Source organism: Mesorhizobium sp. M8A.F.Ca.ET.207.01.1.1 (assembly GCF_004794715.1).
Lineage (GTDB): Bacteria > Pseudomonadota > Alphaproteobacteria > Rhizobiales > Rhizobiaceae > Mesorhizobium.
The window spans coordinates 380333-405151 of sequence record NZ_SRUS01000001.1; the positions used below are offsets into that span (position 1 = coordinate 380333).

The window sequence follows — 24819 nt, forward strand, 5'->3', positions numbered from 1 at the left end:
TTGTCTTCCCATTATATCCTCGCCACCCGGCGGTGATCCTGTTATGGAGCGCATCAACCCGAAAATCGGACTCGATTTTCGGGAATGATCATGCGCCAAATCAAAAATGCTACAGCGTTCGTTGCGCGCCGAACGGATGTGCCACGCTGTAGCAGCGCAAACGGACAAAGGCCACATGGACGACAACGACAAGAAATCTCCGCGCAAAGGCGGCCCGGGCAGGAGTGGCCCGAAATCGGCAGGTGCACGTGGCCGCGACGCCAGCAAGGGCGGGAAGCCGTCCTTTGGTACGAAAAAGCCTTATGCTCCGCGTGGCGATCGGCCGATGGCCGCCGATGGGGACCGGCCGAAGCGGGACTTCAAGGGCGGTGACAGGCCGTTCAGCAAGGGACCGCGCCCAGAAGGCAAGCCTTACGAAAAGCGCGAAGGCCCGCGCAAGCCCTACGCGCCTCGCGGCGACCGTCCGATGGCGGCCGAAGGCGAGCGCAAGCCTTATGAAAAGCGCGAGGGGCCGCGCAAGCCCTATGCCCCGCGCGGCGAGCGTCCGATCGCCGCCGAAGGCGAGCGCAAGCCTTATGAGAAGCGTGAAGGGCCGCGCAAACCCTATGCCCCGCGTGGCGACCGTCCCATGGCGGCCGAAGGCGAACGCAAGCCTTATGAGAAGCGTGAAGGCCCGCGCAAACCCTACGCGCCGCGCGGCGACCGTCCGTTTTCTGCTTCGGCCGACGGCGGCGAAAAGCGCTTTGACCGTCCCAAGCGTGATTTCACAGATCGTCCGAAGCGGGATTTTGCTGACCGTCCAAAGCGCGACTTTGGAGGCGACAGACCCAAGCGTGATTTCGGTGATCGGCCCCAGGGTGCATCGGGCGGTGGCTTCAAGCCACGTCCGCGACCAGCCGAAGGAACCGAAGAAGCCGGCGAGCGCATCGCCAAGCGGCTGGCACGCGCCGGGCTCGCCTCGCGCCGCGATGCCGAGGAACTGATCGCCGCCGGCCGCGTCAAGGTCAATGGCCGGGTGCTGGCCTCGCCGGCGTTTAACGTCATGCCCAATGACATCATCCATCTCGACGGCATGGAAATCCCGCCGATCGAACGCACGCGCCTGTTCCTGTTCCACAAGCCGGCCGGCGTCGTCACCACCAACCGCGACCCCGAAGGCCGCAAGACCGTCTTCGACGTGCTGCCGGCCGAGCTGCCGCGGCTGATGACCATCGGCCGGCTCGATATCAACACTGAAGGCCTGCTGCTGCTGACCAATGATGGCGGCCTGTCGCGCGTGCTCGAACTGCCGGCCACCGGCTGGCTGCGCCGCTACCGCGTGCGCGTCCACGGCAAGGTCGAGGAAAGCGCGCTCGCCGGCCTGCGCGAAGGCATTGCCGTCGACGGCGTTTTCTACGGCGCCATCGAAGCCAGCCTCGATCGCGAGCAGGGCTCCAATGCCTGGCTGACGATCGGCTTGCGCGAGGGCAAGAACCGTGAGGTCAAGAACATCCTCGGCGCGCTCGGCCTCGACGTCACGCGGCTGATCCGCATCTCCTACGGCCCGTTCCAGCTCGAGGATCTCCCCGAAGGTCATGTGCTGGAGATCAAGGGCCGAGTGCTGCGCGACCAGCTTGGCGAGCGCCTGGTCGAGGAATCCGGCGCCAATTTCGACGCCGAGATAACAAAACCGTTTTCCAACCAGCCCGTGCGGCGCACCGAAGTCCGCGAGGCCGAGCCCGAACGGCCGAAGTTTACGCGAGACGGCGAGCGACGGCCGATCGGCGAGGGCGGGCTGATCAAGAACCGCAAACGCCGGGAAGGCAGCCGCGACGAGGCGCTCGGCAAACTGTCGACGAGTCCCGACAGAGGCGAGAGAGCAGAAAAGAGCTTCGGCGATCGCGGTCCGCGACCGGAGCGTGGCGGCTTTGGCGATAAGCCGCGTGGAAGTTTCGGCGACAAGCCGCGCGGCGGATTCGGTGACAAGCCTCGCGGCGGCAAGAAATCCGAACGCGAGCAACGGCCGATCGAGCCGCCAGGCCAGCGCAAGGCCAATGTCTGGATGGCGCCGGGAGCCCGGCCGATCGGCAAGGGCAGGGCGGAGGCCGATGCGGCCAAGGCGGCCGAGAACAAAGCGCGCAAGGCCTCGTTCAAGCCGTCATATGGCAAGCCCGCCGACAAACCAGGCGGTGCGAAGCCATTCGGCAAGCCGCGTGGCGAGCGTCCAGGAGGCGCCGGTGGCGGTGAGCGGCCGCGCGGCGGCCCCAAGGGTCCCCGCACAAGATGAGAATCGTCGGCGGTGAGTTTCGCGGGCGTCCGCTGGCGACGCCCCGCAGCAGCGCTATCCGCCCGACGACCGACCGGACCCGCGAGGCCGTCTTCAACGTTCTGGCGCATCGCTTCGCCGGGCAAGTGGAGGGCGCGCGCGTGCTCGACCTGTTCGCCGGCACCGGCGCGCTTGGTTTGGAAGCCCTGTCGCGCGGGGCATCCTATGGCGTGTTCATCGAGGAATCGGCCGAAGGCCGGGGCCTGATCCGCGACAATGTCGAGGCCTTCGGCCTGACCGGACACACCAAGATCTTCCGCCGCGATGCAACCGGCCTTGGCGAGGCGGGCACGCTGGCGCCGTTCGGTCTCGTCTTTGCCGATCCGCCCTACGGCAAGGGCCTTGGCGAGCGCGCCCTGCGGTCCGCCAAGGATGGCGGCTGGCTGCGCCCCGGCGCGCTCTGTGTGGTCGAGGAGACGGCGGCGGTTCCCTTCGAGCCAGGCCCGGGCTTTTCCGTGCTCGATGAGCGCAACTATGGCGAGACCGTCATCCGCTTCATCGAGGCTGCCTGACAGGACCGCTTCAGCAGTGGCCTCTTTGCCGCCGCCTTTGCCGGCAAGATGACCAACAATTCACTTTGCTTGTCGCCAGCGCCTTGCCTATCGTCGCTGCATGAAAACCGGAGCCATCGATGACATCCAGGACTGAATGGCTGCGGCCGGCGCTGCTGGCGACCTCGCTGGCCTTGTTCATCGCCGGGCCTGTCCTGGCCGACAGTTCTGCGTCGCCCAAGACTCTGCCGGCCGAGTTCAAGGTCACGGACTTCCTGCTCGACAACGGCATGGAAGTGGTCGTCATTCCCGATCACCGCGCGCCGATCGTCACCCATATGGTCTGGTACAAGATCGGTAGCGCCGACGAGCCGCCGGGCAAATCCGGCATCGCCCATTTCTTCGAGCATCTGATGTTCAAGGCGACAGCTCATCACGCGGCCGGCGAGTTCGATCGCGCCGTCTCCGACATTGGCGGCTCCAACAACGCCTTCACCTCCTATGACTACACCGCTTTCCACGAGACGGTGGCCCCGTCGGATCTCGAGCTGATGATGAGCTTCGAAGCCGACCGCATGCGCAACCTCATCCTCACCGACGACGTCATCAAGACCGAGCGCGACGTGATCCTGGAGGAGCGCCGCTCGCGCATCGACAACAATCCGCAGGCCGTGCTCGACGAGGAGGTCGATGCCACACTGTGGCAGAACCAGCCATATCGCATTCCGGTCATCGGCTGGATGCAGGAGATGGAGCAGTTGAACCGCACCGACGCCGTCGCCTTCTACAACAAGTACTACCGGCCCAACAACGTCGTGCTGATCGTGGCCGGCGACGTCGAACCGGAAACGGTGAAGGCGCTGGCCGAGAAGACCTACGGCAAGGTGGCCCGCGGACCGGATCTGCCGCCGCGGGTGCGCCCGGTCGAACCGGAGCAGAATACCAGGCGCACCGTCACGCTCTCCGACGCCCGCGTCAGCGTGCCGAGTTTCTCGACGCAATGGGTCGTGCCTTCCTATCACACCGCCAAGCCGGGTGAGGCCGAAGCGCTCGATCTGCTCGCCGAGATTCTCGGCGGCGGCAACCGCAGCCGGCTTTACCAGGCGCTTGTCGTCAAGCAGGGCATCGCTTCCAGCGCCGGCGCTTACTTCCAGGGCACCATGCTCGACGACACCAATTTCACCGTCTATGGCGCGCCGCGCGGCGACGCCAAGCTGGCCGACGTCGAAGCCGCGGTCGATGCGGAGGTGGCGCGCATCGCCAGCGATGGCGTCACATCGGATGAGCTCGAAAAAGCCAAGGACCGCTATGTCAGGTCGATGATCTTTGCCCGCGACAAGCAGGATTCCATGGCCAACATCTATGGCTCGACGCTCGCCACCGGCGGCAATGTCCAGGACGTGCAGCAATGGCCGGATCGCATCCGCAAGGTCACAACCGACGAGGTCAAGGCCGTTGCCGCGCGCTATCTTGTGCCGGCCCGCTCGACGTCAGGCTATCTCTTGCCGCAGCAACAGGCGGGGAATTGATGATGATGAATGAGCATCTCCGCGCTTTCCCTTCTCTCACACGGAGAGAAGGGAAGGCCCTGCACGCCCTCGCGACCCTCTTCCTCTCCATCCTCTTCCTGGTCCTGCCGGCGCTTGCCGCCCGCGCCATGGAGATCCAGTCCGTCACCTCGCCGAAGGGCGTCACGGCTTGGCTGGTCGAGGACTATTCCGTGCCGGTTGTCGCCATCCGCCTCGTCTTCGGCGGCGGCTCGACTCAGGATCCGCCGGGCAAGGAAGGGCTGGCCAATCTGATGACCGGTCTGTTCGACGAAGGCGCCGGCACTCTCGATTCGGAAGCTTTCCAAATCAGGCTCGACGATGCCGGCGCCGAGATGAGCTTCGACGAGACCCGCGATGGCATCTACGGCTCCATGCGCATGCTGGCCGAACAGCGCGACGAAGCCTTCGACCTGTTGCGGCTGGCGGTCAACGAGCCGCGCTTCGACCAGGCGCCGATCGACCGCATCCGCGCCCAGGTCCTGTCCGGCATCATCGCCAACGAGAACGACCCAGACACGGTGGCGCAGAACCGATGGGCGCGCGCCGTCTATGGCGACCACCCCTATTCGCGCTCCGATCAGGGCACCAGGCAGAGCGTCGCCGCCATCACTCAGGCCGATCTCAAGGCCCTGCACAAGGCGGTATTCGCGCGCGGCGGCCTGCATGTCGCCGTGGTCGGCGCCATCGACGCCGAGACGCTGAAGAAGAAGCTGGACATGGTGTTCGGCGATCTGCCGCCGAACCAGGCGCTCGCCCCTGTCGGCGATATCGAGCCCAGGCTGGCGCAGCATATCGAGGTCAATTACGACCTGCCGCAGACCTCGCTGCAGCTCGCGTGGCCCGGCGTGAAGCGCACGTCGCCGGATTTCTTCCCGGCCGCGCTGATGAACGAAATCCTTGGCGGCGGCACCTTCACCTCGCGCCTGTTCCAAGAGGTGCGCGAAAAGCGCGGGCTGGCCTACAGCGTCAATTCCTCGCTGGTAAACCAGGACCACGCCGACGCACTGATCGTCACCACCGGAACGCGTTCCGACCGCGCCGCCGAGACGCTCGGCATCGTGCGCGACGTCGTCAAGCGGCTGGCCGAGGACGGCCCGACCGAGGCCGAACTGGCGGCGACCAAGAAATATCTGATCGGCGCCTATGCGATCAACAATCTGGATTCGTCGAGTTCCATCGCCGCGACGCTGGTCGAGCTGCAGCTCGACGATCTCGGCATCGACTACATGCAGCGCCGCAGCGGTTACATCAACGCGGTGACGTTGGATCAGGTCAAGGCGGCGGCGAAGAAGCTGCTGACGGCGGAGCCGACCATCATGGTGATCGGGCCTCCACTGGCGGGAGCAGGCAAGGGATGAGCCCCACCTTTGGCATAGCTTTCGGCGGCGGCGGCGCGCGCGGCCTGGCGCATATCCATGTCATCGAGGCGCTGGACGAGCTTGGCATCAAGCCGGTGGCGATAGCCGGCTCGTCGATCGGCGCCATCATGGGCGCCGGCATGGCCGCCGGCATGACCGGCAAGGATATCCACGACTATGCCCGCTCGATCCTTGGCCGCCGCGCCGAGGTGGCGAGCCGCATGTGGCGGGCGCGGCCGGGCACGATCGCCGAGGCCATGCAAAATGGTATCCGCGTCAGCCAGTTCAATGTCGAACGCATCCTCAAGGCGTTTCTGCCCGAGGCCATTCCCGAAACCTTCGCCGAATTGAAAATCCCGCTGAAGGTGACGGCGACGGACTATTTCGGCCACAAGCTCGCTGTCTTCGACGACGGCGACCTGCACTCGGCCCTTGCCGCTTCGGCCGCCATTCCCGCCGTCTTCCGCCCGGTGACGCGCGACGGCAGGCTGCTGATCGACGGCGGCATCTACAACCCCGTGCCGTTCGACCTGATCGAGAAGGATGCCGACATCATCATCGGCGTCGACGTGGTCGGCGCGCCGGAAGAGGCCGACCGCAAACAGCCGACCTCAGTCGACCTGATGTTCGGCGCCACGCAGCTGATGATGCAGTCGATCATCGCCAACAAGCTGAAACAGTGCCAGCCCGACATACTGGTCCGCCCGGCGGTGTCCAAATACCGGGTGCTCGATTTCCTGAAGATCGACGCCTTGATGAACGAGACGGCGGACATCAAGGATCGGCTGAAGCGGGAGGTGGAGGCCGCAGTTGAACAGCGCTCCGCCAAAGCGAAAAAAAGAAGGGTTGCAGCCAAAGCGTGATCGCTATCAGCGACTACGTCTGCAAGACCGTGAGGGTTGTTTGTGCCGCCTCGGCGGTGAAGCAGTGCCGAGGGCTTACCCTCAGTCCTTCGCCCGCTCCACATAGGACCCGTCGGCGGTCATCACCACCACGCGGGTGCCAGGCGCGATGTGCGGCGGCACGGTGGTGCGCACGCCGTTGGAAAGCACGGCCGGCTTGTAGGAGGACGACGCCGTCTGGCCCTTGGTCGTCGGCTCGGTGTCGACCACTTCGAAGGTGGCGCGCTGCGGCAGCACCAGGGCGATCGCGATGCCGTTGAACTGCGACACCTGCACCGGCATGCCTTCCTGCAGATAGGGGGCTGCGTCGCCGACCACGGCTTCCGTCACCGCCACCTGGTCGTAGGTTTCCGGGTTCATGAAGTGATAGCCTTCGCCGTCGGCGTAGAGGAAGGTGTGCTCGCGCTCCTCGACATAGGCACGCTCCACCTGCTCGGTGGTGCGGTAGCGCTCCGACACCTTCACCCCGTCGCCGATGCGCCGCATGTCGAGCTGGGTCACGGGCGTGCCCTTGCCTGGGTGAATGTTTTCGGCAAAGAGGATCACATAAAGCTTGCCGTCCTTGTCGACGACATTGCCTTTGCGGAGCGAACTGGCGATGACTTTCACCACGGTTTTAAATCCTGCAAGAGTTGACTGGCGTTTGCCGGCTTGTGCGGCGCTGGATGGGGGCCTAGCGCATCTTGGCGCGAACCGCCAGCCCCCCAATGCGAACTGGCATGGGGCGAACTGGCATGGGGCGAACTGGCATGCGGGCGAACTGGCATGGGGCGAACTGGCATGCGGGCGAACTGCATGGGGGGCGAACTGACATGGGGCGCACCGCCATGCCTTCAATCCGCTCATGACCGCCGCGTCGCCCTGGTGGACGCCGCATGTCCACGCCGATCGCCGCCCGCGCCTTATGCTGCGCAACAAGCTGACGGCGGCCTTGCGCGACTGGTTCGCCGGTAACGACTTCATCGAGGTGGAGACGGCGGCGCTGCAGGTCTCGCCCGGCAACGAGGCACATCTGGCGGCTTTCGCCACGGAAGCGGTAGGGCCGGATGGCGTCCGCTCGCCGCTTTATCTCCACACCTCGCCGGAATTCGCCTGCAAGAAACTGCTTGCCGCGGGGGAGCAGCGCATTTTCAGCCTGGGTCCGGTCTACCGCAACCGCGAGCGCGGTCCTTTGCACCATCCCGAATTCACCATGCTCGAATGGTACCGGGTGGGCGAAACCTACGAAAGCCTGATGCGCGACTGCGCCGATCTGCTGGCGCTGGCCGCGACACGGGCAGGGGCCACGCGCTTTTCCTTCCGTGGCCGCGATTGCGATCCGTTCGCCAAACCGGAGCGGCTGACCGTGGCGGACGCCTTCAGCCACCATGCCGGCATCGATCTGCTGGCCACGGTCGCCGTCGACGGCGGCACGGACCGGGACGCGCTTCATGCCGCGCTGGTCCAAGCCGGCCTGCGCACAGCGCCCGACGACACCTGGGCGGATTTGTTCAGCCGCGTGATGGTGGAAAAGATCGAGCCGTTCCTCGGGCAGGGGCGGGCGACCATCCTGTGCGAATATCCGGTCGCCGAGGCGGCGCTCGCCCGTCCGAGCCCCGGGGATCCACGCGTCGCCGAACGGTTCGAACTCTATTGCTGCGGTGTCGAGCTCGCCAACGGCTTTGGCGAGTTGACCGACGCGGCCGAGCAGCGCCGGCGCTTTATCATCGAGATGGACGAGAAGGAGCGCATCTATGGCGAGCGCTACCCGCTGGACGAGGATTTCCTGGCTGCCCTTGCCATCATGCCGCAGGCCAGCGGCATCGCGCTCGGCTTCGACCGCCTGGCGATGCTGGCGACCGGCGCGCAGAAGATCGAGGACGTTATCTGGACACCCGTCGCGGCATCTTGAACGAGAGCCGCTACCAGGCTCTCTTTTCAATGCGCGAAAACCTGCTCCAGTGAGCGAAAACCCTTGAATTCCAGGGCGTTGCCTGATGGGTCGCGAATAAACAGCGTCGCCTGTTCGCCGGGCTCGCCCTGGAAGCGGACCATTGGCCGCTCCAGCCAGTCTATGTCGTCGCGCGCTTCCAGCCGCGTCGCCAGGCGCTGCCAGTCATCCATCAAGAGGACAGCGCCGAAATGCGGAATCGGCACCAAAATGCCGTCGACCTTGCCGTCACTGGCGGCTTGCGCGGCCTGCGGCCGCAGATGCGCCGACATCTGGTGGCCATAAAGGTCGAAATCGACCCAGGTCGCCGACGAGCGGCCGATCGCGCAGCCCAGCACCTCGCCATAGAAAGTTCGCGTTTCATCGAGATCACGAACCGGAAAGGCAAGATGGAAAGGCGTCATGGCGAAGGCTCCAGATAGGCAAAAACTGCGGCGTCCGCTCCTGGCGGGCGCTTCGATGGCGATTTGGTCGCGACATCCTGATTGCCCTTCTGCCATTGCACAAGCGGCATTGGAACAATAGATGGTGCGGCAGCACCTGCCTTCCGGACAGGCTGAAGAAACAGGATCAAGTGCATGACCGACAAGCTCGACGCCGCGAAATTGACGGACCGCGTCGCGGCCCTGGTCGAGGCCGCCAAACGCGCTGGCGCCGATGCCGCGGACGCCGTCGCGGTGCGTGGCCGCTCGACCGGTGTTTCGGTGCGGCTTGGCAAGGTCGAAAACACCGAAGCATCCGAGGGCGACGATGTTTGGCTGCGGGTCTTCGTCGGCCAGCGTGTGGCCAGCGTATCGGCCACCGCCGCGTCCGATCCGAAGGCGCTTGCCGAGCGTGCCGTTGCCATGGCCAAGGTGTCTCCCGAGGATCCCTACCAGGGTCTTGCCGACCCTGCGCTGCTCGCCAGGCAGACGCGCGACCTGGACCTGTTCGACGCGACCGAAGTGTCGGCCGACCAGTTGAAGGAAGCGGCCCTTGCGGCCGAAGCGGCGGCTCTCGCCGTCAAGGGCGTGACCAATTCGTCCGGCAGCAATGCCAGCGCCGGGCTGGGCGGGATGGTTCTGGCCACCTCGCACGGCTTTCTCGGCCAGTATGTCGCCTCGCGCTTTTCGCGCTCGGCCAGCGTCATTGCCGGCGAGGGCACCGGCATGGAGCGCGACTATGAATTCTCCTCGCGCCAGCATTTTGCCGATCTCGACGCGCCCGAGGATATCGGCCGCATGGCCGGCGAACGGGCCGTGCGTCGTCTTGGCGCGCGCAAGGCGGCGACCGGACCGGTCGACGTGGTGTTCGACCCGCGCGTCGCGCGCGGCATTGCCGGCCATATCGCCGGCGCCATCAACGGTGCTTCCGTTGCGCGAAAAACCTCGTTCCTGCGCGACATGATGGGCAAGCAGGTGGCCGCTGCCGCCATCACCGTCACCGACGAGCCGTTGCGGCGCCGTGGCCAGGCCTCGCGTCCATTCGATGGCGAAGGCGTCGAGGGCGAGAGGCTCCTGATGATTGAAAAGGGTGTCCTCAACCACTGGTTCCTGTCGACGTCGGCGGCGCGGGAGCTCGGCCTTGTCACCAACGGTCGCGGCGCGCGCGGCGGCTCCTCCGTCTCGCCGTCGTCGACGAACCTTGCCATCGAGGCGGGCGAGCGCTCGCCGGAGGATTTGATCGGCTCGCTCAAGACCGGCTTCTACGTCACCGAAGTGTTCGGCCAAGGCGTGGACATGCTCACCGGCGAATACAGTCGCGGCGCCTCGGGCTTCTGGATCGAAAATGGCGCGCTCGCCTATCCGGTCGCCGAAGTCACCATCGCCTCGAACCTGAAGACGATGTTCCTCAACATGGTGCCGGCCAATGACCTCGACCGCAATTTCGGCACCGCGGCCCCGACGCTCCTGATAGAAGGCATGACCCTTGCCGGAGCATGACCTGACCACTGCCGGTGCCGATCAGGACTTGCCGCTGCTGCGTGACGCCGCCCGCGAGGCCGGTCTTATCGCCATGCGCTACTTCGGCAACAATCCGCAGGTCTGGATGAAGGGCGGCACCTCGCCGGTCAGCGAAGCTGATCATGCCGCCGATGCGTACCTGCGCCAGACGCTGCTTGCGGCACGGCCGGATTATGGCTGGCTGTCGGAAGAGACGGCCGACGATCCGGCACGGCTTTCGGCGCGCCGCACCTTCGTTGTCGACCCGATCGACGGCACGCGCGGCTTCCTCGAAGGCCAGCGGACATGGTGCGTCAGCGTTGCCGTCGTCGAGAATGGCCGCACGCTCGCCGGGGTGCTCGAATGTCCGGCGATGGATGAGACCTACTCGGCGCTGCCCGCTCAGGGCGCCTTCCGCAACGACAAGCGCATCGCGGTGCGCAAGCCTGGGGACAAGGCTGAAATTTCAGGATTGAAGCAGTTGATCGACCTGGTGCCTGCCGCCTGGCAGCAGCGGCTGCAGCGGGCACCCTACATCCCCTCGCTCGCCTACCGCCTGGCGATGATCGCCAACGGGACGCTCGACGCAACGTTCGTCAAGCCGAACGCGCATGACTGGGACATCGCAGCCGCCGATCTCATTCTGCGCGAGGCGGGCGGCCAGCTGCTGGATCCGAATGGCCGGGCGCCGCTCTACGCCGGCGAGGTGATCCGCCACGGCGCGCTCGCAGCCGGCAGCGGGGACCTGCTGGCGGTGCTTGTCGATGTCATCGCCGGGCTGGATGCCTGAAAGCGTTTTCGAAGGTTCCAAAGTCGGCGGCTTTGGTCTAGACCTGTCACAAACTCACGATATGTGAAGGACCGACATGGCCGCGGAAGACGGAAAGAAACAGCTTTTGCATCTGGTGTTCGGCGGCGAACTCAAGAAGCTTGGCGGTACCGAGTTCAGGGATCTCGACGCGCTCGACATCGTCGGCGTCTATCCCGACTATCAATCCGCGCACACTGCGTGGAAAGCCAAGGCGCAAGCCAGCGTGGACAATGCTCATATGCGTTATTTCGTCGTTCATCTGCACCGCCTGCTGGATCCTGATAGCAAGGCCGCCGGTTGACCTCGATGGAGCATGATCTGGCGAAACAGCCAGCCAGCGAGGCCGCGCCCACGGGCAGGGGCGGCAGCCGCACGACCAAAGCCTTCTGGCGCCGCATTCGCGAGCCGCTCGCGCAGTCTCGATTCGTCAAGAACGCCATTGCCAGCCTGCTCGCGCAGTTCGTGCGGCTGGTTCGCCTGACCAGCCCCCTGGTCGCCGGATCGGCGCGCTTTTCGGGCGGCGCCTACGCCGAGTTCGAGCCGGGTATCATTGCTCTGTGGCATGGCCAGCATCTTTTGACACCGGCCTATTACCCCAAGCGCAAACCCCTGGTTGCCATGGTGTCGCGCAGCGCTGATGCCGAACTCAACGCGCTGATGCTGGAGAAGTTCGGCATCGAGGCGGTGCGCGGTTCGGGTGGGCGTGACAATGCCAGGCATCTGGACAAGGGTGGGGCCAAGGCGCTGATCGCCCTCAAAAAGTCGCTCACCGCAGGCAAGAACGTTGCCATGATCGCAGACATTCCCCACGGTACCCCGCGCGATGCAGGGCTCGGTATCGTTCTCCTGGCTCGCCTCTCCGGCCGGCCGCTCCTGCCCGTCGCCATAGCCACCAGCCGCCGCAAGGTGCTGGAAAAGAGCTGGGACAAGACCACCATCAACCTGCCCTTCGGCCGCTCCGCCGTGAGCATCGGCGCGCCGATCTTCGTGGCGGCGGATGCCGACGACGCCGAAATGGAACGCAAGCGCTTGGAAGTGACGGCCGCCCTCAACGCCGCGACCGCCGAGGCCTACCGTCTCGTGGACGGTCCTCGATGAGCGGCCGCTGGGCCCGCACCATGCTGTCGGCATATCGATTTGCCGGCGCGGCCGCCTATCCGCTGGTCGGACCCTATGTCGCCTGGCGCACTTCGCGCGGCAAGGAAGACCGCAACCGCCGCCGCGAGCGCTACGGCGTCGCCGGCCGGCCGCGCCCCGAGGGGCCGGTGATCTGGATCCATGCCGCGAGCGTCGGCGAGACCTTGGCCGTCGTGCCGCTGGTCGAAAGCATCCTCGACTACGGCGTCAACATCGTGCTGACGACCGGCACGGTAACCTCCGCCCAGGTCGTCGACGAGCGGCTCGGCGACCGCATCATCCACCAATATGTGCCGCTCGATCTGAAGCCGGCGGTCAGCCGCTTCCTCGATCACTGGAAACCGGATCTGGCGATCATCGCCGAATCCGAGATCTGGCCGATGACCATCCTCGAACTCGGTGCTCGCCACGTGCCGCAGGTGCTGGTCAATGGCAGGCTCTCCGATCGCTCGTTCACGTCGTGGAAGAAGCGGGCCAACATCGCCGAGGCGCTGTTCGAGAATCTGGCCCATGTCGTTGCCCAGTCCGACGTCGACGGCGAGCGGTTTCGCGCGCTCGGCGCCCGGCCGGTCACGGTGTCGGGCAACCTCAAGGTCGACACCAACCCGCCTCCGGTCGACGATCGCGCGCTCGGCATTTTGCAGCGGCAGATCGGCGATCGGCCGACCTGGGCGGCGATCTCGACCCATGATGGCGAGGAAGTGGTCGCGGCGGAAGTCCACGCGACGCTGCACAAGCGTCACCACGGCCTTTTGACGATCGTCGTTCCGCGTCACCCCGATCGGGCCGAAGCCCTTGCCGCGCAGATTTCCGGCATGGGGCTGAAGGTCGCGCGGCGCAGCAAGGGCGACCGTATCGGACCCGACACGGATATCCTGCTTGGTGATACGATCGGCGAAATGGGCTTGTACCTCCGCTTGACCGAAATCGCTTTCGTCGGCCGCTCGCTGACCTCCGAAGGCGGCCAGAATCCGCTCGAGCCGGCCATGCTCGACACCGCCGTTTTGGCCGGGCGCAACGTGCAGAATTTTCGCGAGGCCTATCAGCGCCTGCTCGACAGCGGCGGCGCCAAGCTGGTGCGCGACCGCGACATGCTGGCTGGCGCCGTCAATTTCCTCCTGACCAACGAAGTGGCGCGCCACGAGATGATGGCGGCGGGGATCGCGACCGTCGACGAGATGCGCGGCGCACTGGCACGTACGCTCAAATCGCTCGAACCATATATCCAGCCGCTGGTGGTCAAGGCGCGCCTGAAAGGCGCGAACGGGCGTTAGCGTGGCCACCGAGGCACCGCCATTCTGGTGGGAAGAGCCGGACTGGAAGGTCCTGGCGCTGTCCCCGCTGTCGGCTGTCTACGCGCTGGCCGCTGGCCGCGGCATGCGCAGGGCCCGGCGCGAGAAGATCGACGCGCCGGTTTTGTGCGTCGGCAATTTCACCGTTGGCGGCACCGGCAAGACGCCGGTGGCGATCGCGCTCGCCCAACAGGCCAGGCGCATGCAGCTGAAGCCCGGTTTCCTGTCGCGCGGCCATGGCGGCTCTTTCGCCGAGCCGCATGTCGTGGATGCCGATCACGACAGCGCCAGGCATGTCGGCGACGAGCCGCTGCTGCTGGCCGAACACGCGCCGGTGGCGGTGACGCCCAATCGAGCCGCCGGCGCCCGGCTGCTGCTCGAAAAACACGGTTGCGATTTCCTGATCATGGACGACGGCTTCCAGAGCGCGCGCATCCATATCGATTATGCGCTGGTCGTCGTCGATGCCCGCTACGGGATCGGCAATGGCCGCGTCATCCCGGGCGGTCCGCTCAGGGCCAAGATCGTCGACCAACTGGTCTTCACCAGCGGGCTGTTGAAGATGGGCGAGGGCACCGCTGCCGATGCCGTGGTCCGCCGGGCGGCGCGTGCCGGCCGGCCGATCTTCGAGGCCCACACCGAGCCGAGCAGCAAGGCTGGGCTTGCCGGAAGGCGGTTTCTGGCCTTTGCCGGTATCGGTCATCCCGAAAAGTTCTTCGACACGGTACGCGAGGCCGGCGGCGAAGTGATCCTGTCCAGGCCCTTTCCGGATCATCACTTCTACGCCGAGGACGAGCTCGCCGAACTGGCCGCGACGGCGCGGACCGAAGGCCTAGGGCTGATCACCACCGCCAAGGACGCCGCCCGGTTGCGCCACGGCGCCCCGCGGGATTTTCTCGACCGTCTCGACGTGCTGGAAATCGACACCGTGTTCGAGCTTGATCACGTGCCCGAACGCATCATCGAGGAGACGCTCGATGCCTGGCGGCAGCGCAAGCTGAAAGGCTAGCCCCGTTTGCGCAACTCCGGGTGCATCTCGATTTCGCGGCGCAGCGAGGCAGTGGCGTTCACATAAGGCTCCTGCCTGGCGACGCTCCAGTATTTCAGCTCGTCCAATGGGATGTTTTCGCCCGTCACCGCGCAGCGCACGAACGAGCCGGGGCTGGTGACCTGGAAATCGCCATCGAGGTAGCGGATGCGGGCTTCCTTGCCGCCGGGGCCTTCGAAACGGTTCATCATGCAATGGCACTTGAGTTCATCGGGATTCAATCGCCATAAATCGTGGGCAAGGTCAAGCTTGGCGCAATGCTCATGTAATATTGCCCTATGGCACAATGGTTGTCAGGAAGCGCCATGGACATCGCCAATGCAAGCATGCCGTCTTTGCTGAGAGAAGCGCTCACGCCCCAGCCGGTGCCTTCGCCCAAGGCCGATCCAGCGACCGCGGCGCTGGTCAAGGTGCTCGTCCAGCCGCCGGCGCCCGCTATGGTGCAATCGGCGCAGTTCGCCACCCAGGCGCTGCAAAGCTCGCTGCCGCGACCGGCCGCTCAAACCTCGCAACGCCTGTCGTCCTCCGAGATCGAGGATGCTTACCGGGCCGTCATGGAATCTGACGCCACCCACCATGCACCGGCCCGAGCCTCGGCGGGTGGGGCAGGGGCGGATACCGATCAGGCTTCGCGCGGCTTCACCCCGCCGAAGACGACGGCCACTGACAGCACACCCAAACTGGCGGCGGCGCCGGCCCTGTCCACATTTTCGCCGGCCGTCGCTTCCGCAGCGGTCCTGGTCGCGGCCAATGCCAACGCACCGCAACCGCGCGGCGCCTCCGTCCGTCCTGTTGGCCATGCTCCACGATCCGAGCCAGCTCCGTTGTCGCTGTGGACGATATCGATTGTGACGGCCATCGTCTCGGCCGTGACCACCATGATCGTGCTTTTGCTATTCCGTTAAGCAGGGTTCACGCGATTTCCGACAGGGAACCGCCACGCATTTTCCTGGGAGTTGCACTGGCCTGCATGTCCTGAGAGCGGGCCGGCGATGGCCGGATGCCTTCGAGCCTAATCGTCATCCTGCAGGAAAGCTTCCAGCCTTGCCGAAGCAAGCCCGGCCTGTTCGGCAATGCGCCTGGCGAGATCGGCGGCGGCCGCGCGCGGCCGGCCGACCGGACGATCCAGCCAGTAGGAAACCGGATTGAGCGTGGTGCGATCGTCGACGGCGACGAGGCGCCCCGATTCTATCTGGTGCTCGGTGAGCGGCGGCCGGGCTAGCGCGATGCCGAGGCCATGGGCTGCTGCATCGAGTACCAGATTGTAGTCCTCGAAGCGGCGGTCCTGCGGGCGCGGCCGGTAGTCCACGTCCTGCGCGGCGAACCAGGCACGCCAGCCCGACGCGTCGGAATCGTTGATCAGCGGGAATTTGAGCAGCCGGGCCGGGTCACCACCGCCGATCTCCCGTGCAAGGTCTGGCGAGGCGATCGGGAAGAGATGTTCCTCGAACAGTTGCACCGAGACGCGGCCCGGGATGCGGCCGCGACCGCAGCGGACCGAAAGATCGATGCCTTCGTCGGCGAGATCGGCCTGACGGTTGTCGACGTCGAGCACGATGCGCAGGCGGGTAGGGTCGTTTTCCAGCGTTGCCATGCGCGGCATCAGCCATAGGCCGCTCACCGATGGAATGGAGGCCAGACGCACCACCGCGGTGCCACGCGGCTCCACCCAGCGGTCCGAATCGACCGAGATCAGGGCGAAAGCTTCGGTGGTCCTGAGATGCAGGCGATTGCCTTCGTTGGTCAGCGTCACGCCGCGCGCGCCGCGTTCGAACACCTTCAGACCAAGCCAGTCCTCGAGCTTGGCGATCTGCCGGCTGACGGCGCCATGGGTAAGGTTGAGCTTTTCAGCGGCGGCCGAAAAGCTTCCCGTGCGCGCCGCGGCGTCGAAGGCGCGCAATGTCTCCAGCGGCAGCATAGTGTTCGAGCTGTGATCCATGCTCACAGGTGACCCTCGATTTGGTCGTTTGTCAATCGACCCGGAAAGGCGTTTTCTGCTCTCGAAACTCGAAGATTCCGAGGGCACAGAGATGAGCACGACGACAGGCACGTTGAATTCGACACAGCGGATGGACACCACGGCCGCCATCGCCGTGGCGCTGACGGTGATCGGCTGGGCTTCCGCCTTCCCGGCGATCCGTGCCGGACTCGCCACCTTCCAGCCGCTGGAGCTTGGCGCCCTGCGCTTTGCTATCGCCGCCGTGCCGGCGGCGATCTACCTTGCCGTCAAGCGCCCGGCACTGCCCCGGATCGGTGATTTGTGGCGCCTCGCCTTCGGCGGCGCCATCTTCGTCGCGCTCTACACCGCGATGCTCAATTTCGGCGAACTGACCGTCTCGGCTGGAGCCGCCGGCTTCATTATCAATGTCAGCCCTATCTTCACTGCCATCATGGCGATGGCGCTGCTTGGCGAGCGTTTCTCCGGCATAGCCTGGATCGGTACGGTCATTTCCTTCGCCGGCATCGGCATCATTGCCATCGCCGACGGGCATGGCCTGCATTTCAATGCCGGCGCGCTGCTGGTGCTCGGCTCGGCACTCTGCTCGGCCGTCAACACCATCGTCCAGAAACCGCTGTTTGCCCACCATCATCCGCTGACCATCGCGGCGTCCAACATGGTGCTCGGCGCGCTCTGCCTGGCGCCCTTCCTGCCCGCCGCTCTCCAGCAAGCCGCCGTCGCCAACACCGCCGGCCTCGGCGCCGTCATCTATCTCGGCATCGTGCCAAGCCTGATCGCCTATGCGGCCTGGGCGACCGCGCTGTCGCGCCTGCCCGCGGCGCGTGCTTCGAACTTCTTGTACCTGGTCTCGCCGATGTCGGCGCTGATCGGCTTCTTCTGGCTGGGCGAAGTGCCGACGCTGCTCGGCATCCTCGGCGGCGCGCTGGCGCTCGGCGGCGTTATCGTGGTGAATTTGAAACGCTAAATCAAAAGGTTGCGGTCTTTCCCTGACTCGTATCAAGAACCGCGGATTTCATCGCCAGTTGACGGCCGCCCCAACGCAAGGCAACCGTCACGTGGTCTTGGCGGATTGTCATCGCGGAGCGCAGCGAGGTTGGGATGGGAAGACGTTTTATCTCAACGGTCGTTTGCTTGTTGCTGCTCAACGCAAAAGCCGTTGCGGGTTGGTATCACGTGGAAAACTACGAGGGTTTCCTCGGGTCGTCTCCTATCCATTTCTCCATACAGACATATGACAGCTTGGGCAGCGCGCCAAGGGTCGATGGAAGCTACTTCTACGACGCGAAGCAAATCCCGATTGCGCTTTATGGCATCGTCAGCGGTACCAGGTTCGTACTGTGCGAGATTTCAGACGATAAGGAGCTTTATCGGATAATGGTGCAGGGACCGAGACCCCCTGTCGACACCACGAGGTGCCCGTTCTCCCTTGACCTCAATGAAGGCGTTGCGACAGGAAGCTGGAGCAAGGGCACGGATAGATATCCCGTCACCCTCAAGAAAATTGCGAGCCTGGATGACACCGGCGAGGGAAAGATCGACGGCACCGTCGAGATTCCGTTCTGGGCGCAGACAGCCACCGACAGGTTCTCGGGAGTTTACACGAATACCAGCGCCGGCCTTTGCATGGAAAAAATGCAGGTCATCAAAAAGAGCAGCCGCAAGGTTGTCCAGGAAATTGCCTTCGCCGATGACGACGCTTGCAGTGCCGGCATGCTGATGACGACCATCTACATGAACGTCGAGAAATGGGTGGAGCGAGGCAAGGACATTATTTCCGTGAATTTTCGAGGCGGCGGCGCCGGAACCGCGGTCGATTACGTCTTCAATTCACGGACAAGGAAATATCAGCAGAGCAAGTGAGGACTGGGCCGTTGAAACCGGTTCACCGCCGCCCGAACAGCCGCTCGATGTCCGCCAGCTTGAGTTCGATATAGGTCGGCCGGCCGTGGTTGCAGGTGCCCGAGCCGGGCGTCGCCTCCATCTGGCGCAGCAGCGCGTTCATCTCCTCGGCCTTGAGCAGCCGGCCGGAGCGCACCGAGCCGTGGCAGGCCATGGTGGCCGCGATCGTGTCCAGCCGTTCCTTGAGTGTCTCGACCGTATCGTTGTCGGCGATTTCGTCGGCGAGGTCGCGCACCAGTTGACCGACATTGGTTTCGCCCAGCATCGACGGCGTCTCGCGAACGGCAACCGCGCCCGGGCCGAAACGCTCGATGCCGAGGCCGAAGCGGGCGAGTGTTTCGGAATGCATGGCGAGGCGCTCGGCGTCCTCTTCCGGCAGGTCGATGATCTCGGGCAGAAGCAGCATCTGCGAGGGCACCGGCCGCGAGTGGAGGGCGTTCTTCAGCGCCTCGTAAACCAGCCGTTCATGCGCCGCGTGCTGGTCGACGATGACGAGTGAATCCCTGGTCTGGGCGACGATGTAGTTCTCGTGCACCTGGGCGCGTGCCGCACCCAGCACCGCGCCGAGCAGCGTCTCGGTTGCCTCATTCTGCCCCGCACGCGCATCGGCGCTGGCGAGCGGGCCGGCATCGAATGCCGCCTGGTCGCTCTCGCCGAAGCCGCCGGTTCTTGCGTTGCCGCGTTCAAAGCCTGCGCCTGCGAATTGCATGTCGAGCGGCCGCTGCGGCGAGCGCGAAGGGTCGAAGCCCGTGGGGCCGGACGCATGGAAAGCCGCTTCGTAGCTGCGATGGCCATTTGTCGGGCCACCGTGATCATAAGATGCGGCGCCCGGACGGAACGCAGCCATCATGCCGGCTGCACCCGTGGTGGCGGAGCGGATGCCGGCCTCGGCCAACGCCTGCCGGATCGCGCCGACGATCAGCCCGCGCACGAGACCCGGATCACGGAAGCGGACATCGGCCTTGGCCGGATGGACATTGACGTCGACGATGGCCGGGTCGAGCGAAAGAAACAGCACGGTCACGGCGTGGCGGTCGCGCGGCAGGACATCGGCGAATGCGCCGCGAATGGCGCCGGCGATCAGCTTGTCGCGCACCGGCCTGCCATTGACATAGGCATATTGCTGCAGCGCGTTGGCGCGGGTGAAGGACGGGATCGACACATGGCCGGTCAGATGCACGCCTTCGCGCATCGCGTCGATGGCAATGGAATTGTCGGGAAAGTCGGCGCCCATCACCTGCGCGACACGACGCAGGCTGCCGTCCGCGCTGTCCTCGGTCGCCGGCAGGTCCAGCGTCGTGCGGTCGGATCCGGCCAGCGTGAAACGCACCGTGGGGAAGGCGATGGCGATGCGCTTGACGATGTCGCTGATGGCCGAGCTCTCGGCGCGTTCGCCTTTCATGAATTTCAGCCGCGCCGGCGTGGCGAAGAACAGGTCGCGCACCTCGACCGTGGTGCCTCGATTGGCGGCCGCCGGCTTGACCGGCAGGACGCGGCCGCCGTCGATGCCGATCTCGGCGGCGCTGTCGCCCGAAGCGGTGCGCGAGCGGATCGACAGTCGCGACACCGAGCCGATCGACGGCAATGCTTCGCCGCGAAAGCCGAGCGAACGGATGTCATGGATATCCTCGGCGAGCTTGGAGGTGCAATGGCGCGCGATGGCCAGCGCCAGTTCCTGTTCGGGAATGCCGAAGCCGTCATCGGTGACTCGGATCAGGTTCAGCCCGCCGCCCGCTGTGACGACCTCTACCTTGCTTGCACCGGCATCGAGCGCGTTCTCGACCAGTTCCTTGACCACGCTCGCCGGACGCTCGATGACTTCGCCGGCGGCGATCTGGTTGATCATCGTTTCGGAAAGCTGGCGGATGGGCATGACGATAGTATAGGCGGATTCGTGTCGTGCGGGCGAGGGCGAACTGCGGCCGAAACGGTGAAACGACTTCACGCCTGCGCCAGCAGCCAATCCCTTACCTTGCGCGCATTGTCGCTGAGCTCGCGGTTCTTCGGCCAGATGACGTAGAATGCCGTGCCTGTCTTCATAACGTGGTCGGTGACCGGCACAAGCAGCCCCGTCGACAGCAGCCGCTCGACAAGGTGGCGCCAGCCGAGCGCGATGCCTTGCCCTTCCATGACGGCCTGGATCACAATCGCATAATCATTGATGCGCAAGCCACGCTCGGCATTGCGGAGACTGGCTCCGGCCGACTGGAACCATTCGTCCCAGTTCGGGGCCTCGCGATATGGCTCCTCCAGATGAATGAGGCGGTGTGTCGCTAGTTGTTCCACGGTCTCGGGCCTGCCGAATTTCGCCAGATAGCTGGGGCCGGCGACCGGGAAGATCTCTTCGTCCGAGAGCGACAGCGAATGATAATCCGGCCAGTCGCGCGGCACGCCGCCGCGCACCCCGAGCGGAATCCCCTCGGCGATGATGTCGAGGTCGCGATCGGCGGTCTGGATGCGCAGATCGACGCCCGGCAGTTCGTCGCGGAACTGCTGCAGGCGCGGCATCATCCAGAACGAGCCGAAGGCGGTCGAGGCAGCTAAAGTCACATGGCCGCCGGTCGCCTGCAGGCGAAGGTCCTCCGCGGATTTGCGGATATGCGACAGGCCGAGCGACACATCGGCATGGAAGCGCTCGCCGGCCTCCGTCAGGAGCACCTGGCGATGGCGGCGCTGGAAGAGCTGGGCGCCGAGCTGTTCTTCCAGCCCGCGCACCGCATAGGAAACGGCGGCCTGGGTCATGCCGAGCTCGCGCCCGGCGGCGGTGAAACTCGACAACCGGCCTGCCGCCTCGAAGACGATCAGGCTGCCGGCGGAGGGCAACAGATGGCGCAGGCTTCGCATAAGCACAGCTTATACAAGAGATCAGGATTTTCCAGCGTCACATCTATATTTCGCCTCGCTAAGTTGACCGGGATCGAAGGGATGGAGGCTCCATGAACGCACCGGCCGCTGAATTGACCGAACAGACCCACCGCCGTGGCGGCGGCCGTCTCGGGCGCAAGGCGCTCCGCAGCGTACCCATTGCCTCCTTTCCGACCCTGGTACGGCAGATTCCCGTCTATCAGATGGTTCCGGACGAGGCGGTGGAACTGATCCATGAGGAGTCGCTTTCGATCCTGGAAGAGGTCGGCTGCGAATTCCGCGACGACGAGGCCATTGCCTTATGGAAGGCGGCCGGCGCCGACGTCCGGGAAACGCGGGTCCGTATCGATCGCGCGCTGCTGATGGAACTCGTCGCCAAGGTTCCCTCCGAGTTCACGCTGAACGCGCGCAATCCCGAGCGCACCGTGCGCGTCGGAGGCAAGAATTCGATCTTCGCGCCGATGTATGGCGCGCCTTATGTGCGCGACCTCGACAACAACAGGCGCTACGGCACGCTCGCCGACCTCAACAATTTCCACAAGCTCGCCTACATGGCCCCGGCGCTGCACTCGTCGAGCTCGATCATCTGCGAGCCGATGGAAATTGCCGTGCCCAAGCGGCACCTGCACATCATCCATTCGGCGCTGAAATATTCCGACAAGCCGTTCATGGGCATCGTGACCTCCAAGGAGCGGGCGGAAGATACGATGGCGATGGCCGGCATCGTGTTCGGCGAGGAGTTCGTCCGCGACAATCCGGTGCTGGTGGCCATCACCAACTGTAATTCGCCGCTGGTCTGGGACGCCACCATGCTGGACGCCATGAGGGTGTATGCGCGCCACAACCAGCCGCTGATCCTGGCGCCCTTCGCGCTCTGTGGCGCCTCGACCTCGGCGTCCGCCGTCGGCGCGGTCGCGCAGGTCAATGCCGAGGCGCTTGCCGGAGTCGCCTTCACCCAGCTCATCCGTCCGGGCTCGCCCCAGATCTACGGCCAGTTCATGGTCACGGTCGACATGAAGACCGGCGCTCCCATGGGCGGCACGCCAGAGGCCGCCCAGATGATGTATCTGATGGGGGCGCTGGCGCGGAAATACAAACTGCCGTGGCGCACGTCCGGCTTCCATGTCGGCTCGAAGCTCAACGACGCCCAGGCGGGTTACGAAGCGAACATGCTGATGCATGCCGCCATTCTCTCCGGCGCCAATTATATCTGGCACTCGGCAGGATGGCTGGAAGCGGGTCTCACCTGCGGCTATTCAAAATTCGCCACCGACTGCGAACAGCTTGTCGGCTGGTACAAATATGCGGGCGGGCTGCCGTTCGACGATTTCAAGGAGGCCATGGCGGCAATCCGTGAGGTGGGGCCGCAGGGCCATTTCCTCGGCACCCAGCACACGCTCGACCATTTCGAGTCTGCGTTCTTCATGCCCAGTATCATGGACTTCAATTCGTTCGAACAGTGGAAGGCCGAGGGAGCAAAGGACCATGACACGCGCGGCCGCGAGAAAGCGCGCAACATGCTGGCCGACTATGAGGAGCCGAAACTCGATGAGGGCATTGCCGATGGTCTCAAGGATCTGATCGCGCGGCGCGAGGAAAAATTGCCCGACAGCGTTAGTTGAGGGAGCGGGCAAAGACCCGATGGGAACAACAAGGGAGGAATGGACATGACGATTTTCAAAAGCAACGGCGATCGTGTGCCGCAGGCTATCGAAGCGATGGCCGCGGAGGCGCAAGCAGGCCGTGTCGACAGGCGCGAATTCCTGGCGCTGGCCAGCGCGCTTGGGGCATCGACGGCATTTGCCTATGGCATGATCGGCCTTGCCGCGCCGACACAGGTTTTGGCCGAGGAGCCGAAAAAGGGCGGGACGCTGCACGTCTCGATGTCGGTCAAGGCGCAGAAGGATCCGCGCACTTACGACTGGGTGGAACTGGCCAACATCTCGCGGACCTGGCTGGAGCCGCTGGTGCGCTATACCAAGCAGTTTACCTTCGAGCCCGTGTTGCTCGAAAGCTGGGACATTAACGACGACGCCACCGAGTACACGCTGCATGTGCGCAAGGGCGTCACCTGGAACAATGGCGATGCCTTCAACGCCGATGACGTGGTGCACAATGTGACGCGTTGGTGCGAGAAGGGCGTCGCCGGCAACTCGATGGCGGCGCGCGTCGGTGCGCTGATCGATGCCAAGACCGGCAAGGCCAGGGATGGCGCCATCACCAAGGTCGATGACAACACGGTCAAGCTGAAGCTCAGCGAGCCCGACATTTCGCTGATACCCAATTTCACCGATTATCCGGCACTCGTCGTGCACCGCAATTTCGACGCCGATGGCGCCGATCCGATCAAGAAGCCGATCGGCACGGGAGCGTTTGAGCTGGTGTCTTACGACGTCGGCCAGAAGGCGGTGGTCAAGCGCCGCGAGAACGGCAAATGGTGGGGAGGCGAGGCGCCGCTCGACGGGATCGAATTCATCGATTACGGCACCGACTTCAACGCTACGGTCAATGCATTCGATTCCGGTGAAATCGACCTCAACTTCGAGTCGCCCGCCGACTTCATCGACATTCTCGACAAGATGGGGCTGCAGAAATCGGAGGTCGCGACCGCCACCACGCTGGTTGCCCGCACCAACATCACGCACAAGCCTTATGACGACCAGCGCGTTCGCAATGCCCTGCAGATGGCAGTCGACAACAATGCGGTGCTGCAGCTCGGCTATAATGGGCGCGGCACGGTCGGCGAGAACCACCATGTCAGCCCGATCCATCCTGAATATTATCCGCTCCCCAAGAAGGAGCGCGATGCCGCCGGCGCCAAGAAGCTGATGGCGGACGCTGGTCAGGCCGACTTCGAGCATGAACTGATTACCATCGAGGACGACTGGCAGAAGAACACCGGCGATGCGATCGCCGGCCAGTTGCGTGACGCCGGCATCAAGGTCAAGCGCACCGTGCTGCCGGGCTCCACCTTCTGGAACGATTGGACGAAATATCCCTATTCGATGACCATCTGGTACATGCGCCCGCTCGGCGTCCAGGTGCTGGCGCTGGGATACCGCACCGGCGAGGCGTGGAACGAATCGGCTTATTCCAATCCCGATTTCGACGCCAAGCTCAAGCAGGCGCTCTCGCTGATCGACGTCGCCAAGCGCAAGGAGGTGATGAAGGATGTCGAGCAGATCCTGCAGGACTCCGGCGTCATCATCCAGCCGTTCTGGCAGAAGCTCTACAGCCATACGAACAAGAAGGTGAAGAACTACGGTGTCCACCAGACCTTCGAAATGGATCTCCAGAACGTCTGGCTGGACGCCTAGCTTCAAGGATCGTGGCAAAGCCGGCACCCCCG

23 protein-coding genes are annotated in these 24819 nt (G+C 64.7%); 17 read left to right on the top strand and 6 right to left on the bottom strand.

Annotation, left to right across the window (positions count from 1 at the left end; genetic code table 11):
- The first annotated feature begins 175 nt into the window (after nt 1-175).
- The 5 genes from EN850_RS01875 to EN850_RS01895 all read left to right on the top strand — a co-directional run bounded on the left by EN850_RS01875 (nt 176) and on the right by EN850_RS01895 (nt 6567).
- A complete protein-coding gene (locus EN850_RS01875; protein WP_136090478.1) occupies nt 176-2266 on the top strand; it encodes a pseudouridine synthase in 2091 nt (696 codons plus the stop codon).
- The gene (rsmD, locus tag EN850_RS01880; protein ID WP_136090479.1) at nt 2263-2817 is read left to right on the top strand and encodes a 16S rRNA (guanine(966)-N(2))-methyltransferase RsmD; all 555 of its coding nucleotides are present in this window, start codon (nt 2263-2265) and stop codon (nt 2815-2817) included. Before EN850_RS01875 ends, rsmD begins: the two co-directional genes overlap by 4 nt.
- A 119-nt stretch (nt 2818-2936) precedes the next feature.
- On the top strand, nt 2937-4325 hold the full coding sequence (locus tag EN850_RS01885; RefSeq protein ID WP_127276741.1) for a pitrilysin family protein: 1389 nt from the start codon (nt 2937-2939) through the stop codon (nt 4323-4325).
- A 5-nt stretch (nt 4326-4330) separates the two neighbouring features.
- The gene (locus EN850_RS01890; RefSeq protein ID WP_246689130.1) at nt 4331-5704 is read left to right on the top strand and encodes a pitrilysin family protein; all 1374 of its coding nucleotides are present in this window, start codon (nt 4331-4333) and stop codon (nt 5702-5704) included.
- Entirely contained in the window at nt 5701-6567 is an 867-nt protein-coding gene (locus EN850_RS01895; RefSeq protein ID WP_136090480.1) for a patatin-like phospholipase family protein, read from the top strand. Before EN850_RS01890 ends, EN850_RS01895 begins: the two co-directional genes overlap by 4 nt.
- Nucleotides 6568-6648: 81 nt before the next feature.
- On the opposite strand, the gene efp is transcribed toward EN850_RS01895, so the two are convergent.
- The gene (gene efp, locus EN850_RS01900) at nt 6649-7218 is read right to left on the bottom strand and encodes an elongation factor P (RefSeq protein WP_127276735.1); all 570 of its coding nucleotides are present in this window, start codon (nt 7216-7218) and stop codon (nt 6649-6651) included.
- A 232-nt stretch (nt 7219-7450) separates the two neighbouring features.
- On the opposite strand from efp, the gene epmA reads away from it, so the two are divergent.
- Nucleotides 7451-8497, top strand: a complete 1047-nt coding sequence (gene epmA / locus EN850_RS01905) for an EF-P lysine aminoacylase EpmA (protein WP_135883604.1) — start codon at nt 7451-7453, stop codon at nt 8495-8497.
- Between the two features lie 26 nt (nt 8498-8523).
- Here epmA and EN850_RS01910 read toward each other — a convergent pair whose 3' ends face one another.
- Nucleotides 8524-8940: a VOC family protein gene (locus tag EN850_RS01910; RefSeq protein WP_127276730.1), complete on the bottom strand. Its 417-nt coding sequence runs from the start codon at nt 8938-8940 to the stop codon at nt 8524-8526.
- Between the two features lie 174 nt (nt 8941-9114).
- Between EN850_RS01910 and EN850_RS01915 the strand changes: the two genes are divergently transcribed.
- The 6 genes from EN850_RS01915 (at nt 9115) to lpxK (ending at nt 14707) form a co-directional block, all read left to right on the top strand.
- The gene (locus tag EN850_RS01915; RefSeq protein ID WP_136090481.1) at nt 9115-10458 is read left to right on the top strand and encodes a TldD/PmbA family protein; all 1344 of its coding nucleotides are present in this window, start codon (nt 9115-9117) and stop codon (nt 10456-10458) included.
- The gene (locus EN850_RS01920; protein WP_127280826.1) at nt 10445-11248 is read left to right on the top strand and encodes a 3'(2'),5'-bisphosphate nucleotidase CysQ; all 804 of its coding nucleotides are present in this window, start codon (nt 10445-10447) and stop codon (nt 11246-11248) included. Before EN850_RS01915 ends, EN850_RS01920 begins: the two co-directional genes overlap by 14 nt.
- A 76-nt stretch (nt 11249-11324) precedes the next feature.
- Nucleotides 11325-11570 (top strand): DUF4170 domain-containing protein, encoded by a 246-nt coding sequence (locus tag EN850_RS01925; RefSeq protein WP_015318348.1) that lies wholly within the window; start codon nt 11325-11327, stop codon nt 11568-11570.
- 5 nt (nt 11571-11575) lie between these two features.
- Nucleotides 11576-12367, top strand: a complete 792-nt coding sequence (locus EN850_RS01930) for a lysophospholipid acyltransferase family protein (protein WP_136090482.1) — start codon at nt 11576-11578, stop codon at nt 12365-12367.
- On the top strand, nt 12364-13680 hold the full coding sequence (gene waaA, locus EN850_RS01935; protein ID WP_127869690.1) for a lipid IV(A) 3-deoxy-D-manno-octulosonic acid transferase: 1317 nt from the start codon (nt 12364-12366) through the stop codon (nt 13678-13680). The genes EN850_RS01930 and waaA overlap by 4 nt, the downstream gene beginning before the upstream one ends.
- Nucleotide 13681: 1 nt before the next feature.
- Nucleotides 13682-14707, top strand: coding sequence for a tetraacyldisaccharide 4'-kinase (gene lpxK / locus EN850_RS01940; RefSeq protein ID WP_136090483.1), 1026 nt, complete (start codon nt 13682-13684; stop codon nt 14705-14707).
- Here the strand turns inward: lpxK and EN850_RS01945 are convergent.
- A complete protein-coding gene (locus tag EN850_RS01945) occupies nt 14704-14937 on the bottom strand; it encodes a DUF2093 domain-containing protein (RefSeq protein ID WP_127278225.1) in 234 nt (77 codons plus the stop codon). The two genes, lpxK and EN850_RS01945, sit on opposite strands and share 4 nt — an antisense overlap.
- Nucleotides 14938-15051: 114 nt before the next feature.
- Here EN850_RS01945 and EN850_RS01950 point away from each other — a divergent pair, with 114 nt between their 5' ends.
- The gene (locus EN850_RS01950; RefSeq protein WP_136090484.1) at nt 15052-15651 is read left to right on the top strand and encodes a hypothetical protein; all 600 of its coding nucleotides are present in this window, start codon (nt 15052-15054) and stop codon (nt 15649-15651) included.
- A gap of 107 nt (nt 15652-15758) precedes the next feature.
- On the opposite strand, the gene EN850_RS01955 is transcribed toward EN850_RS01950, so the two are convergent.
- On the bottom strand, nt 15759-16685 hold the full coding sequence (locus EN850_RS01955) for a LysR substrate-binding domain-containing protein (protein WP_127278227.1): 927 nt from the start codon (nt 16683-16685) through the stop codon (nt 15759-15761).
- 91 nt (nt 16686-16776) lie between these two features.
- Between EN850_RS01955 and EN850_RS01960 the strand changes: the two genes are divergently transcribed.
- Both EN850_RS01960 and EN850_RS01965 read left to right on the top strand, forming a co-directional pair.
- Entirely contained in the window at nt 16777-17670 is an 894-nt protein-coding gene (locus EN850_RS01960) for a DMT family transporter (protein WP_127869688.1), read from the top strand.
- 134 nt (nt 17671-17804) lie between these two features.
- Nucleotides 17805-18566, top strand: coding sequence for a hypothetical protein (locus EN850_RS01965; protein WP_136090485.1), 762 nt, complete (start codon nt 17805-17807; stop codon nt 18564-18566).
- Between the two features lie 22 nt (nt 18567-18588).
- Here EN850_RS01965 and mutL read toward each other — a convergent pair whose 3' ends face one another.
- Both mutL and EN850_RS01975 read right to left on the bottom strand, forming a co-directional pair.
- Nucleotides 18589-20478, bottom strand: a complete 1890-nt coding sequence (gene mutL, locus EN850_RS01970) for a DNA mismatch repair endonuclease MutL (RefSeq protein WP_136090727.1) — start codon at nt 20476-20478, stop codon at nt 18589-18591.
- A gap of 68 nt (nt 20479-20546) precedes the next feature.
- The gene (locus tag EN850_RS01975) at nt 20547-21449 is read right to left on the bottom strand and encodes a LysR substrate-binding domain-containing protein (protein ID WP_127278231.1); all 903 of its coding nucleotides are present in this window, start codon (nt 21447-21449) and stop codon (nt 20547-20549) included.
- Between the two features lie 92 nt (nt 21450-21541).
- Between EN850_RS01975 and EN850_RS01980 the strand changes: the two genes are divergently transcribed.
- Together EN850_RS01980 and EN850_RS01985 are read left to right on the top strand one after the other, a co-directional pair.
- Complete coding sequence (locus tag EN850_RS01980) at nt 21542-23092, top strand: trimethylamine methyltransferase family protein (protein ID WP_136090486.1); 1551 nt, start codon at nt 21542-21544, stop codon at nt 23090-23092.
- A gap of 45 nt (nt 23093-23137) precedes the next feature.
- Nucleotides 23138-24787, top strand: coding sequence for an ABC transporter substrate-binding protein (locus tag EN850_RS01985; protein WP_127278233.1), 1650 nt, complete (start codon nt 23138-23140; stop codon nt 24785-24787).
- Nucleotides 24788-24819 lie beyond the last annotated feature (32 nt).

What these genes read in the sequence shown, in the direction of transcription:
- EN850_RS01875 (WP_136090478.1), top strand. Translation starts at nt 176, where the DNA reads ATGGACGACAACGACAAGAAATCTCCGCGCAAAGGCGGCCCGGGCAGG.
- rsmD (WP_136090479.1), top strand. Translation starts at nt 2,263, where the DNA reads ATGAGAATCGTCGGCGGTGAGTTTCGCGGGCGTCCGCTGGCGACGCCC.
- EN850_RS01885 (WP_127276741.1), top strand. Translation starts at nt 2,937, where the DNA reads ATGACATCCAGGACTGAATGGCTGCGGCCGGCGCTGCTGGCGACCTCG.
- EN850_RS01890 (WP_246689130.1), top strand. Translation starts at nt 4,331, where the DNA reads ATGAATGAGCATCTCCGCGCTTTCCCTTCTCTCACACGGAGAGAAGGG.
- EN850_RS01895 (WP_136090480.1), top strand. Translation starts at nt 5,701, where the DNA reads ATGAGCCCCACCTTTGGCATAGCTTTCGGCGGCGGCGGCGCGCGCGGC.
- epmA (WP_135883604.1), top strand. Translation starts at nt 7,451, where the DNA reads ATGACCGCCGCGTCGCCCTGGTGGACGCCGCATGTCCACGCCGATCGC.
- EN850_RS01910 (WP_127276730.1), bottom strand. Translation starts at nt 8,940, where the DNA reads ATGACGCCTTTCCATCTTGCCTTTCCGGTTCGTGATCTCGATGAAACG.
- EN850_RS01915 (WP_136090481.1), top strand. Translation starts at nt 9,115, where the DNA reads ATGACCGACAAGCTCGACGCCGCGAAATTGACGGACCGCGTCGCGGCC.
- EN850_RS01925 (WP_015318348.1), top strand. Translation starts at nt 11,325, where the DNA reads ATGGCCGCGGAAGACGGAAAGAAACAGCTTTTGCATCTGGTGTTCGGC.
- EN850_RS01930 (WP_136090482.1), top strand. Translation starts at nt 11,576, where the DNA reads ATGGAGCATGATCTGGCGAAACAGCCAGCCAGCGAGGCCGCGCCCACG.
- waaA (WP_127869690.1), top strand. Translation starts at nt 12,364, where the DNA reads ATGAGCGGCCGCTGGGCCCGCACCATGCTGTCGGCATATCGATTTGCC.
- EN850_RS01945 (WP_127278225.1), bottom strand. Translation starts at nt 14,937, where the DNA reads ATGATGAACCGTTTCGAAGGCCCCGGCGGCAAGGAAGCCCGCATCCGC.
- EN850_RS01950 (WP_136090484.1), top strand. Translation starts at nt 15,052, where the DNA reads ATGGACATCGCCAATGCAAGCATGCCGTCTTTGCTGAGAGAAGCGCTC.
- EN850_RS01955 (WP_127278227.1), bottom strand. Translation starts at nt 16,685, where the DNA reads ATGGATCACAGCTCGAACACTATGCTGCCGCTGGAGACATTGCGCGCC.
- EN850_RS01960 (WP_127869688.1), top strand. Translation starts at nt 16,777, where the DNA reads ATGAGCACGACGACAGGCACGTTGAATTCGACACAGCGGATGGACACC.
- EN850_RS01965 (WP_136090485.1), top strand. Translation starts at nt 17,805, where the DNA reads ATGGGAAGACGTTTTATCTCAACGGTCGTTTGCTTGTTGCTGCTCAAC.
- mutL (WP_136090727.1), bottom strand. Translation starts at nt 20,478, where the DNA reads ATGCCCATCCGCCAGCTTTCCGAAACGATGATCAACCAGATCGCCGCC.
- EN850_RS01975 (WP_127278231.1), bottom strand. Translation starts at nt 21,449, where the DNA reads ATGCGAAGCCTGCGCCATCTGTTGCCCTCCGCCGGCAGCCTGATCGTC.
- EN850_RS01980 (WP_136090486.1), top strand. Translation starts at nt 21,542, where the DNA reads ATGAACGCACCGGCCGCTGAATTGACCGAACAGACCCACCGCCGTGGC.
- EN850_RS01985 (WP_127278233.1), top strand. Translation starts at nt 23,138, where the DNA reads ATGACGATTTTCAAAAGCAACGGCGATCGTGTGCCGCAGGCTATCGAA.